This is a genomic window from Brevibacterium sp. ACRRH, assembly GCF_022346365.1.
Lineage (GTDB): Bacteria > Actinomycetota > Actinomycetes > Actinomycetales > Brevibacteriaceae > Brevibacterium > Brevibacterium paucivorans.
Genome location: NZ_JAKRMN010000003.1, coordinates 57,226 through 69,108 on the forward strand (window position 1 = coordinate 57,226; position 11,883 = coordinate 69,108).

Annotated in this window: 10 protein-coding genes; 4 read left to right on the forward strand and 6 right to left on the reverse strand. The window is 57.5% G+C overall.

The annotated features are described in order from the left end of the window. Positions 1 to 3 precede the first annotated feature (3 nt). On the reverse strand, positions 4 to 1,038 hold the full coding sequence (locus MHX53_RS03845) for a phosphatase domain-containing protein (protein ID WP_239271347.1): 1,035 nt from the start codon (positions 1,036 to 1,038) through the stop codon (positions 4 to 6). Positions 1,039 to 1,074: 36 nt separating this feature from the next. After that, entirely contained in the window at positions 1,075 to 2,088 is a 1,014-nt protein-coding gene (gene trpS / locus MHX53_RS03850) for a tryptophan--tRNA ligase (protein ID WP_239271348.1), read from the reverse strand. A gap of 186 nt (positions 2,089 to 2,274) precedes the next feature. Between trpS and MHX53_RS03855 the strand changes: the two genes are divergently transcribed. Continuing rightward, complete coding sequence (locus MHX53_RS03855; RefSeq protein ID WP_239271349.1) at positions 2,275 to 4,512, forward strand: carbon starvation CstA family protein; 2,238 nt, start codon at positions 2,275 to 2,277, stop codon at positions 4,510 to 4,512. After that, positions 4,505 to 4,708: a YbdD/YjiX family protein gene (locus tag MHX53_RS03860; protein WP_204515563.1), complete on the forward strand. Its 204-nt coding sequence runs from the start codon at positions 4,505 to 4,507 to the stop codon at positions 4,706 to 4,708. The genes MHX53_RS03855 and MHX53_RS03860 overlap by 8 nt, the downstream gene beginning before the upstream one ends. Before the next feature lie 101 nt (positions 4,709 to 4,809). Here the strand turns inward: MHX53_RS03860 and xth are convergent, their stop codons facing one another. Next, positions 4,810 to 5,628 (reverse strand): exodeoxyribonuclease III, encoded by an 819-nt coding sequence (gene xth, locus MHX53_RS03865; RefSeq protein ID WP_239271350.1) that lies wholly within the window; start codon positions 5,626 to 5,628, stop codon positions 4,810 to 4,812. A gap of 105 nt (positions 5,629 to 5,733) precedes the next feature. Between xth and MHX53_RS03870 the strand changes: the two genes are divergently transcribed. Then, the gene (locus MHX53_RS03870; RefSeq protein WP_239271351.1) at positions 5,734 to 6,219 is read left to right on the forward strand and encodes a GNAT family N-acetyltransferase; all 486 of its coding nucleotides are present in this window, start codon (positions 5,734 to 5,736) and stop codon (positions 6,217 to 6,219) included. Between the two features lie 142 nt (positions 6,220 to 6,361). Here the strand turns inward: MHX53_RS03870 and MHX53_RS03875 are convergent, their stop codons facing one another. The 3 genes from MHX53_RS03875 to MHX53_RS03885 form a co-directional block, all read right to left on the reverse strand. Next, positions 6,362 to 7,243 (reverse strand): bifunctional methylenetetrahydrofolate dehydrogenase/methenyltetrahydrofolate cyclohydrolase, encoded by an 882-nt coding sequence (locus MHX53_RS03875; protein ID WP_239271426.1) that lies wholly within the window; start codon positions 7,241 to 7,243, stop codon positions 6,362 to 6,364. Continuing rightward, positions 7,240 to 8,523, reverse strand: coding sequence for a serine hydroxymethyltransferase (gene glyA / locus MHX53_RS03880; RefSeq protein ID WP_239271352.1), 1,284 nt, complete (start codon positions 8,521 to 8,523; stop codon positions 7,240 to 7,242). Before glyA ends, MHX53_RS03875 begins: the two co-directional genes overlap by 4 nt. Positions 8,524 to 8,994: 471 nt before the next feature. Continuing rightward, entirely contained in the window at positions 8,995 to 10,146 is a 1,152-nt protein-coding gene (locus MHX53_RS03885; protein WP_239271353.1) for an acyl-CoA dehydrogenase family protein, read from the reverse strand. 98 nt (positions 10,147 to 10,244) lie between these two features. On the opposite strand from MHX53_RS03885, the gene MHX53_RS03890 reads away from it, so the two are divergent. Next, entirely contained in the window at positions 10,245 to 11,849 is a 1,605-nt protein-coding gene (locus MHX53_RS03890) for a phenylacetate--CoA ligase family protein (RefSeq protein WP_239271354.1), read from the forward strand. Positions 11,850 to 11,883: the final 34 nt, after the last annotated feature.

Below are 11,883 nucleotides of genomic sequence, written 5' to 3' on the forward strand. Positions count from 1 at the left end.
CGTTTAGACGATGATTCCGCGGTCGTTCATTTTCTCCATGAGGCCCGCTCCGTCTGGGGCGTAGATCCACGGAACACCTTGGCCGCGCCCGGAGTTCTTTGAACGCCCACCGGCCCACACCGCTTCACCAACCGTGAGCTGACGAATGCATACTGCGACCACGTTGTTGGGGTGGTTTTCGACGAACTCGCCGTAAAGTTCCTCGTCGTGCCGGCCGTCGTCACCGATCAACAGCCACTTGATGTTGGGGAACTCCCGGGCCAGCCGCTCCAACTGGATGCGCTTGTGTTCCTGGCCCGAACGGAACGCGCGCGTGGCCGTGGGCCCCCAGTCTGTGAGCAAGAACGGCCCGTCCGGGTAGAGGTTCCTGGACAAGAAACGCTTGAGCGTCAGAGCCACATTCCACGCACCCGTAGACAAGTAGATGATGGGGGCGTGCGGACGCAGGTATGTGAGGCGGTCGTACAGAACCGACATCCCGGCCACTGGCGAGCGCGCGTGTTCATCGAGCACGAACGTGTTCCACGCGGCCAAGAACGGGCGAGGCAACGCGGTCACCATGACCGTGTCGTCGATGTCGGAGATGATGCCGAACTTCTCCTCGTCTGCTACCACGTGCGCGGTTGCTGTGTCTACAAGCGAACCCTGGGTCCAGATCTCCAACTCCACTTTCCCCGGCTCAAAGTCGCCGGGAATGACCGCGTCGATAATGCCACCTCGGTCGGAGGACACCATGTGTTCCTGGCCGTTCACCCTCACCCACGCTGTCGCCTCGTTGAGCGGGATGGACCCAAACGATCTGAACCCTCGAATACTCGCGTGGACGTCTGCTGCCGGTTGGCCGGTCTTGGTCAAAACCGTGCGGGCCAAAACCCTAATGAAGGTTTCCGTTCCGTAGGAGTCATACGCGATAACTGTGCGTTTCCATCCGCGGTTGTTCGCTTGTTTGCGGAGCCAGTCTTGGACTTTGTCTTCCACACGAGCGGCTGTGTGGATGACTTCTGGGGCGATGTTGTTGGGTTTGTACTTCTTGGCCACCTGGTGGTGCTCCTTTGTGGTGGTGGGGTGGGGAGTTTAGAGGAAACCGACGCGGTCGTACGCATTCTTGACGGTGGCGTCTGCGATCTGGGTCGCCTTGTTAGCACCGTTGAGAAGAATCCGCTGGAGTTCCGCTCGGTCCTCCAGGAGCTCGTTGGTGCGGGTGCGTACGGGGGTGAGAGCTTCAACCGCGAGGTCGGCGAGCGCGACCTTGAGGTGGCCGTACATCTTTCCTTCGAACTCAGCGACGATGCTGTCAATGCTCTGGCCTGACAGCGACGAGTAGATGGTGAGTAGGTTAGATACTCCCGGCTTGTTCTCTGGGTCGTAGGCAATTACGGTGTCGGTGTCTGTGACAGCTGACTTAAATTTCTTCTGAAGAACCTTGGGCTCATCAAGGATGTCGATGCGACCAGCTGGGTTCTTCCCCGACTTCGACATTTTTGCCGACGGGTCCTGGAGGTCGTAGATTTTTGCCGTTTGCTTGAGGATTCCAGGTTCAGGCACTTTGAACGTTTCGCCGTACCGGTTGTTGAAGCGCTCTGCCAAGTTGCGAGTCAGCTCCAGGTGCTGGCGCTGGTCCTCCCCCACGGGAACGATGTCGGCCTGGTACAGGAGGATGTCAGCGGCCATGAGGGCGGGATACGTGAGTAGCCCCAGTGACACGTGTTCGTTCTTCGCTGATTTGTCTTTGAACTGGGTCATGCGCTGTGCTTCACCCAGCGACGTGGTGCATTCCAGAATCCAGCTGAGCTTTGTGTGCGCGTCCACGTGCGACTGCACAAAGATCGTGGACTTTTCAGGGTCGAGTCCCGCAGCGATGAACTGGGCTGCCGTGCGCAGTGTGCGCTCGCGAAGTTCATCTGGGTTCTGCTCCACCGTGATCGCGTGCATGTTTGCGATGAAGAAGAAGGCGTCGTGGGTGTCCTGTTGCGCAACGAACTGCTGGAGGGCACCAATGTAGTTACCGAGGTGGAGGGACCCCGAGGTCGCTTGCACACCTGAGAGTGAACGAGGGCGGGTGACAGCTGATTGACTCATGCTCACCATTCTGCCACTTCAGAACAACGGAACCGTCTCAGTTAGCAAAACACGCGTTGATCCTACGTGTTCAGAGTCACATCAAAGTATTATGCTAATTACCTCCAAAGATGGAGTGGCCTCAAACACACTTCGTGTGGATGTTAATTTACGACCTTCGTCGCTTGCGACGAACCAGCCCGAAAAGGAGCTCACATGTCGGTTGAGTACGTTAAGACCGATGAAGCCCTCCCACCAGTTGCAGTGGAAGAGAAGCCCCGGTGGACGCCGGGCAAAATCGTCTTATGGGTAGCCATTGCCCTTATCGCTGGTCTCGGATGGACAATGATCGCGATCGTTCGCGGTGAACAGCTCAGTGCTAGCTGGTTCGTCGCCGCGGCAGTGGGCTCCTACCTTATTGCTTTTAGGTTCTACGCCAAGTTCATCGAATGGAAAGTGTGCCGCCCTGACCCTAAGCGCGCCACACCCGCTGAGCTCAACGATAACGGTAGGGACTTCACTCCTACCGACCGTCGTGTTCTCTTTGGGCACCACTTCGCGGCGATTTCCGGTGCCGGACCTCTTGTTGGACCCATTCTTGCCGCGCAGATGGGATACCTTCCCGGAACGTTGTGGATTGTTCTGGGTGTGATTGTTGCCGGAGCGGTTCAGGACTACATGGTCCTCTACTTCTCGACCCGCCGTAACGGTCGCTCACTGGGCCAGATGGCGCGTGACGAGCTCGGCAACGTCGGAGGCATTATCACCTCCATCGGAATCATCCTCATCATGACCATTCTGATTGCGGTTCTGGGTGTCGTCATCATTAACGCACTCGCTGAATCGCCATGGGGTGTCTTCTCAATTGCCATGACCATCCCGATCGCGTTCCTCATGGGCTTCTACATGCGTTACCTGCGCCCAGGTGCCATCGTGGAGACATCGGTAATCGGCATTACCTTGCTCATCCTTGCGATTGTTGTAGGTGGATGGGTTCACAACGACCCCGTATGGTCAGAGGTCTTCCACCTCAGCAAGGTGCAGCTGGCATGGGGCCTCATGATCTACGGGTTCATTGCTGCAGTTCTTCCAGTGTGGATGCTCCTGGCACCCCGTGACTACCTGTCGACGTTCATGAAGATCGGTACCATCGCGCTGCTGGCAGTGGGAATCATTCTGGTGAACCCAGAAGTTCAGATGCCTGCCATCACGCCGTTCGCTTCTAACGACCAGGGCCCCGCGTTCGCAGGTACCCTGTTCCCATTCCTTTTCATCACGATTGCGTGTGGTGCGCTGTCTGGGTTCCACGCACTGATTTCATCTGGAACCACTCCTAAGCTTCTTGAGAAGGAATCGCAGGCCCGCCTTATTGGTTACGGTGGCATGCTCATGGAGTCGTTCGTTGCCATCATGGCGCTTGTCGCGGCTGTCAGCTTGGACAAGGGAATCTACTTCGCCATGAACGCGGCTGAACCACTCACCGGTGGAACACCTCAGGGAGCGGCAGACTTCATTACGAACAAACTGGGAATGCCCGGCATTGACGTGACTCCGGAGAAGCTTGAACAAGCCGCGCATGACGTCGGGGAGTCCTCCATCGTGTCTCGTACCGGTGGCGCTCCTACTTTGGCTATGGGTATGGCGCACATTCTGCACTCCGTGTTCGGTGGGCCAGCCTGGATGAGTTTTTGGTACCACTTCGCGGTGATGTTCGAAGCACTGTTCATTCTGACCACGATTGATGCCGGTACTCGCGTTGCTCGCTTCATGCTGTCCGACCTGCTGGGTAACTTCATGCCTAAGTTCCGTGACCCGTCATGGAATGTCGGTGCATGGCTCACCACTTTCATTATGGTTGCCGGCTGGGGTTCAATCCTGGTCATCGGTGTGACTGACCCGCTGGGTGGAATCAACACGTTGTTCCCGCTGTTCGGAATCTCTAACCAGCTTCTTGCAGCGGTTGCCCTGTCAGTTGTGCTCGCGATCGTGGTCAAGTCTGGATACGCGAAGTATGCGTGGATCCCAGGTATCCCACTCGCATGGGACCTGGCGGTGACAATGACCGCGTCTGCCCAGAAGATCTTCTCGCCTAACCCCAAGCTTGGTTACTGGGCACAGCACTTCGCGGTTCGCGACAAGCTGGCCGCTGGAGAAACCTCGATGGGCAACATTCAGGGTGAAGAAGCGATGCGCGCGGTTGTTCGCAACACGTTCATCCAGGGAACCTTGTCGGTGGTCTTCGCTGTTCTGGTGCTCATGGTGGTTCTCATGGCGCTCTACCAGTGCTTCAAGGCCGTTACGACCGGTAAGGTGACTACATCGGAAGAACCAGCAGTGCCCACGAAGATCTTCGCTCCGAAGGGACTTATTCCTACGAAGGCAGAACGCGAAGTTCAGGCTCAGTGGGACGCGTTCCAAAAGGAACAGACTCAGAAGGTTGAAGCGCATGAGTAGGATTTCGGCAGTCCTCAAACCGTTGAAAGCTGTTCACTGGTACATCAAGGAAGTGATGGGCGAAAACGCTTACAAGCACTACCTCGAGTCCTACAAACAGCGTCACGGCACCTGCGAGGGTGCAATGGGAGAACGCCAGTTCTGGCGGGACCTCACAGACGAACAGGACCGAAACCCGAAAGCACGCTGCTGTTAAGCGCACTGTTGCGAGAAAACAAGCGGGGGCACACGTTTTCACACGTGTTCCCCCGCTTGTTTTTGCCCTGAGCTACAGCTGTTGGTTATTCGTTCTACGGGCTATTCGTTTCCCACCAGTTCCGGCAGGTCGTAATCAATGACGAGTGGCGCGTGGTCACTCCACCGCTCACCCCATGAAGCGGCCCGGTGAACGCGTGCGTTCGACGCCAATTTAGCAAGATTGGGCGTGGCCATGTGGTAGTCGATCCGCCATCCCGCGTCGTTGTCGAAGGCCTTGCCGCGCATTGACCACCATGTATATGGTCCTGGGATTTCACCGGATAACGTGCGGTGGACGTCAACCCAGCCCAGGTCGCCAAAGAATTCGTCAAAGTACGCGCGTTCTTCAGGGAGGAACCCGGCCTTCTTCTGGTTGGCTTTCCAGTTCTTAATGTCGAGTTCCGTGTGGCCCACGTTCAGGTCACCGGTGACGATCGCGTAGTCGGCACTTGCGGCAAGCTGTGGCAGGCGTTCTTTCATGCGGTCTAAGAACCGGTACTTGTCGTCTTGTTTAGGTGTTCCAGCTTCACCTGAGTGGACGTAGGCGGACACTACGGTCAACGTGGAACCGTCAGCTAGGTCATAGTCGCATTCGATCCAACGACCAGAACCTTCAAAGTACTCATCACCGATTCCGATGCGCACTTCACGTGCTGGGGTCTGAGAGACAATCGCGACGCCTGCCCGTCCTTTTGCTTCCGCATCGGCGCTGTAAGCGTTCCCACCGAATGGCTCCATGACGCTGTACGCGATGTCATTTGCTGCTCTGACTTCTTGCAGTGTCAGAATCTGTGGCGTGTGATGGTTAAACCAGGGCTCCATTCCTTTCCGCATAGCTGCGCGGATTCCATTCACATTTACGCTAGCGACTGTAATCATGTGTTCATCTTTTCACGCAAAACTGTCTTACGAGTGACTCGGCTAACGTCCCGGTCATGAAAATTGGGTAGAGTTAGAATTCCTGAGATGACAAGGAGACGACTCATGGCAACACCGGAATTCGACATTGAACGTCTAGCCGTAAGCCCACTCGACGAAGTCGACGCGGACGACCTCCGCACCTTCTTGGTCGACGAACAACAGAAGTTCTGGGGCGAACGCGACCTGAGCCAAGATCACGACCCGTACTGGTTCCGCCAGTTGGCTGCGTCCGGTCTGGTTGCTCGCTTCAAGAACGAAATCGTTGGGTACCTTCTGGGTGTTATTCCCCTGGACGGTCCCGCTTATATCCACCTCGTTGCTGCCCGCGACGATTTCCGCCACCAGGGAATCGGTCGCAAGCTCTATGACTCGTTCATCGAGTTGGCGCGCGACAAGGGTAAGACCGAGGTTCAGGCAACGACCATGCCTGAGAACTCAGCAGCCGTAGCTTTCCACTCGTCGATCGGGTTCGAAAGCGTGCTCATGGACAACTACGCAGGCAAAGACAAACCACGCATTCTGTTCAAGCTCACGCTTGCCCTGCAGTAAACCGCAGACACGCGAACCTGCCACAGACGGCAAACGCAAAAGCGAGGGGATTTCACATCCCCTCGCTTTGTGTTTGTGCGCGCGAACCTAGCCAGCTAGACCGCTCGGGGTGAACCACCTCGGGCACACCCTGGCCAGCCCACTACGCAAGTGACCGTTCAGCGCTCTCAATGACGTTACGCAACAGTTCAACGCGCGTCATGGGCCCTACTCCGCCAGGGTTGGGCGAGTGGAACGATGACTTAGCGCGCGCCTCTTCGGAAACGTCACCCACGACCCGGGACTTACCGGTTTCGGGGTCGGTTTCGCGCGAAACTCCTACGTCGACGAGCACCACGCCGTCCTTGACCGAGTCGCCATCCACGATGTCTTTGACACCGGCGGCGGCGACAACGACATCGGCTTGTTGGAGCAGTTCCTTGAGGTTCTTGGTTCCGGTGTGCGTGAGCGTCACCGTGGCGTTCACGGCGCGACGGGTCAGGATCAACCCGATGGGGCGCCCAACGGTCACTCCGCGTCCCAGCACCACGACGTGTTTACCGTTGAGGTCAACACCGTGGCGTTCCAGAAGCTCAACGATTCCTACCGGCGTACACGGCAAGGACGACTCAACGTCTTCGCTCACCCGCAAAACCAGGCGGCCCAAGTTCATGGGGTGCAGGCCGTCGGCGTCCTTGTCAGGGTCGATCAGTTCCAAAACCCGGTTGGTGTCGATTCCTTTGGGCAGTGGTAGCTGCACGATGAACCCGGTGCATGCAGGGTTGTCGTTAAGCCGCTGAACTGCGTCTTCGATTTCCTGCTGGGTCGCGGTTTCCGGGAGATCTTCACGAATCGACTCGATGCCGACTTCAGCACAGTCGCGGTGCTTACCCGCCACGTACCACTGCGAGCCGGGGTCCTCGCCTACCAGCAAGGTACCCAAGCCAGGCGTCACTCCGTGTTCTTTTAGCCGTGCAACGCGCTCAGCGAATTCCTGTTTGAGCGCTTTTGCGGTCGCTTTTCCGTCGAGAATCTGAGCCATCAGTACTGTTTCAGTCCTTCATAAAGCGGGAATGCTTGGGTCAGGCGAGCAACGCGCTGGCGCTGTTCGTCCAGGTCGCAGCCGGGCTTGAGGACCTGGGCCATGATGTCGGCAACCTCGGTGAATTCTTCGTCACCAAAGCCACGGGAAGCAAGCGCCGGGGTTCCCACGCGCAGGCCCGAGGTGACCATAGGTGGCCGTGGGTCGAAAGGAACCGCGTTGCGGTTGACCGTGATTCCGACCGAGTGGAGCAGGTCTTCTGCTTCCTGACCGTTGAGTGCGGAGTTCCGCAGGTCAACGAGCACGAGGTGGACGTCGGTTCCTTCTGTGAGGACGCTGACGCCTGCTTCAGTGACATCGTCCTGGAGGAGGCGTTCAGCCAGGATCTTTGCACCGCGGAGAGTACGCTCTTGCTTTTCTTTGAACTCGGCGGACTGAGCGATCTTGAACGCGATCGCCTTGGCAGCCACCACGTGCATGAGTGGACCACCCTGCTGACCGGGGAACACAGCTGAGTTGATCTTCTTAGCGATGTCTTCGTCACGGCTCAGGATCAGACCCGAACGCGGACCGCTGAGGGTCTTGTGAACGGTTGAGGACACCACGTCAGCGTATGGCACTGGGCTGGGGTGGAGTCCTGCGGCGACAAGACCTGCGAAGTGCGCCATGTCGACCCATAGTTTTGCGCCAACTTCGTCGGCGATTTCACGGAAGGCTTCGAAGTCGAGGTGGCGAGGGTAGGCCGACCACCCGGCCACAATCACTTTGGGCTTGCTTTCCAGTGCGGTCTTGCGCACCTTGTCCATGTCCAAACGGTTGGTCGCTTCGTCCACACCGTAGGCGGCGATGTCGTAAAGGCGACCAGAGAAGTTGATCTTCATACCGTGGGTCAAGTGGCCACCGTGCGCCAGGCTCATTCCCATGAGTGTGTCTCCTGGACGAGCCAAAGCGTGCATCACTGCCGCGTTTGCCTGCGCACCCGAGTGAGGCTGCACGTTAGCGAAGTTCGCACCGAAGAGCTCTTTCACGCGGTCAATCGCGAGGTTTTCTGCGACGTCTACGTGTTCGCACCCTCCGTAGTAACGGCGCCCCGGGTACCCTTCCGCGTACTTGTTTGTAAGGACCGACCCCTGCGCCTGCAAAACGGCTTTGGGAACGAAGTTTTCCGAAGCAATCATCTCGAGTGTGTCTCGCTGACGTTGCAGTTCGTCATCCAGAACCTGCGCGATTTCCGGATCGACCTGTTCGAGCGACTCACTCAGAATGGAGGGCACTGACGACATTTAACTCTCCTTGCAGAACTCAGATCAGCACGCACTTTTGTGGCACTGACCACCCGTTTTTACGGGCATACGTTCACCTTAACAGTGACCCCGGACACGGGCCGCTGTTAGTCGTCGATTGGGCGGGAGTGACCGTGAAGGCCGCAGCCACCTCGGGCTGGGAGTGCGTTTAGCTACACTCGAATCTCTGGAGTGTAGCTAAACGACCCTAAATCACCCCTATTTAGTGATCTGCATCACTATTTTGGGCACTTTTAGCTACACTCGACGGACGAAGTCGAGCTGGAGTGTAGCTAAACGAGTCAGAAACCCCCGCCCTGCCCCCGCCGAGGTGTGAGGAAGTGACTCTGTGCGCACAGCTTTGCGCGGCTGGGACACACCGGGTGGAGTAGCCAAGTCCAGAAGACGCAAAACGAGCGAAACTACGCAATATAATGCGCAGTTTCGCTCGTTTTGCGCCGTTGGGCGCGCTTAGTCGTCGATTGGGCCTAAGAGTGCGTTGCTATAAGCAGTGTGCAGGCTTTCGTTATCACTGGGCTGGTAGATTCCCGCCAGCACATCTCGGTACAAGCGCTGGAGTTCACTGCGTGAGTAGTACTGCGAACCCCCACACACGCGAAGGGCAGTGTCGACGACGCTCTTTGCCGCCTCGGCCGACCTATTCTTCGCCGCCGAAAAGTGGAGGAACCACTTCATGCCGTAGTGAGGATCCCGGTCAGTACCCACCAGGTCAAAGTCCTCCGTGAGCTTTTCCAGCTGCAGGCTGGCACCGTCCATGAGGATTGCAGCTGAAGCGATCTGCCAGCGAATGTCGGGGTCCTTGGAGTACGGGGCGCCTTTGGCTCGGGACATGCGCTTTTGAACGATCTCGCTTGCAAGGGCGACAGCTCGTTCACCAATGCCGTTGTACACACTTCCCAAGAACAGCTCGAAGCACCCGAAGATCCCAAACACGAACGGGTCGTCATTGGGCCCAACAGGCGTGTGCGTGGAAACGCGGTCATGTGGCAGGAACACGTTGTTCAGGACCGTTGTACACGACTGGGTGGCACGCATACCCAAAGTGTCCCAGTCGTCCTTGATGTCAATACCTTCTGAGTCTCGGTCGATGAAACCGAACACCAGCTGGTCGGAGTCCTTCACGCGGGCGTGGACAACCAGACGCGTCCACACTGGCGACAGGGACGTGAAGATCTTGGTGCCCGTGAGCTGGTAGCCGTCATCGGTGGGGACGGCCTCGGTGGCGGAGTCGAACAGAACAGAGTCGTTACCGGCTTCGCTGATACCGAACGCGAAAATGTGTCCGTCCATCGCGTCACGCAGGACCCAGTCGGTGGTCGAATCGCCCGCGCGGTGCAAACGCGCGCACAGCCCCACGATGATCTGGTGCATGTTGAAGGCGAGCGCGGTTGCCGGTGCGGCCTGGGCGAGCGTGCGCTGAACGCGGGAAACCTGGGCGACGCTCATGCCCGCGCCACCAAAGGATTCAGGAACCAACATGGTGAGGTACCCGGCTGCCCGCAGGTCTTCCATGTCCTCGAAACAGAACTCATTGTTCGCGTCATAGCGGGGTGCGCGTTCACGTAGCGTGTCAAGAAGCTGAGGAGACAGAATTTCGTTCATGAAGGATTCCTTTCGTTTCACGTCCCACGTTACCCGTGTGACAGTTTTGACAAGCCACTTCTAGTCAAATCTCACACCTGCACACTAGGTTTAGTCATATGAGAGAAAAGCGTCCAGCACTGCGCAAGCCCGACATCAAACGTGGACCCATCAATATCGCCCGCCAGACCCTGTTGCGTCTGACCAACATGGGCTTGACCACTGCGTACAAGGCGTACCGTGTACACCCGGCCATTTGGCGGTTCACGGCGCGAAACTACCAGCCGGGACTTGAGCGCATTGCCCGGCTCAACGCGTGGATGATCTGTCAGCAGGCATCCCTGGACGTTCCGGCGTACCAAGACTATTTGGTTGAAAACGACTACGAGTTCACGTGGTGGGATCTGCAGAACTACCCTGCTACCAATAAAAACGACTACGTCACGCAGTATTCCGAAGATGACCGGTGCTGGAACGGCTCCATTGAGACCGTGGGCACGGTCGTGGACGAATCATCCGGATCATCAGGTAAACCGTTCAACTGGATGCGGTCGAAGAAAGAACTGGACACGGTCCACCGCAATGTGGCTGGGTACGTGACGTTCTTGTTCGGTGCGCGTGACCTGTTCTGCATCAACGCTTTTTCCATGGGCGCGTGGGCCACGGGAACCAATACGGGACTGGCCATGGCCAAGGTCGCCATGGTGAAAAACACGGGCCCTGATCTAGAGAAGATCATTGACACGTTGACCCACTTTGGACCGGGGCACACGTATCTGATCAGTGCGTACCCTCCGTTCCTCAAACACTTGGTCGACTACATGGACAACGACACAGAGCGTGGTTCGGAGTACTGGGACCAGTTCACGCTCAACGGGTTCGTGGGCGGCGAGGCCATGACAGAGGGCCTCCGTGAGCACGTGGAGAAGCGGTTCAACCGCGTGTACTCCGGTTACGGGGCCTCTGATCTGACAATCGGTATGGCAGGCGAAACCGATGTGGCTGTTGAGATCCGTAAAGAGCTGACACGCAACAACGACTTCCGCACGGCCCTGCTGGGCGACAACGAGTCGCGCGTTCCTATGATTTTCCAGTACAACCCGCTTGAGACCTTCTTGGAAACAACTGAGGACAATGAGCTTATTGTCACGATTAACTCAGCGGCGGTGATGAGCCCCCGGCTTCGCTACAACATCGGTGATGAGGCCACGCTCATGAGCTTTGACGACATGGTAAACATCACGCGCGCATTCCCGCATTTAGCGAACCGCTTGTCTGAGGCGTTCAAGCGTCAGGGAATGCGCCTACCGTTCGTGTTGCTGTTTGGTCGGTCGGATTCCACGATTTCGTACATGGGCGCCAACATTTACCCGCTGGACGTTGAGAATGGCTTGTACCGCGATGAGCGCTACGCACCATTGATTGATTCGTTCCGAATTGAGCTTCGTGACACGGGCGCCTTGGAGATGCGGCCCACTTTGCACATCCAGCTGCGGGACACCTCGGCGGCGGAAAACCTGGACGCTGACCAGCGCGAACAGATGCGCACCGCGCTCACCACGGGCATTCTTGAGCACTTGTCCGCAGTATCGCGTGACTTCAAGCAGTCGCTGGAGGAGGACCCGTCGGCGGCCGACATTCGCATTGAACTTCACGACCACGGCACGGGCCCGTTCGCGGAGGCCACCAAGAAGATCAAGAACACTTACCTCATGAAGTCCTAGCGGGCCCCACCGCAGCCCACGTAACCCTCTAAAA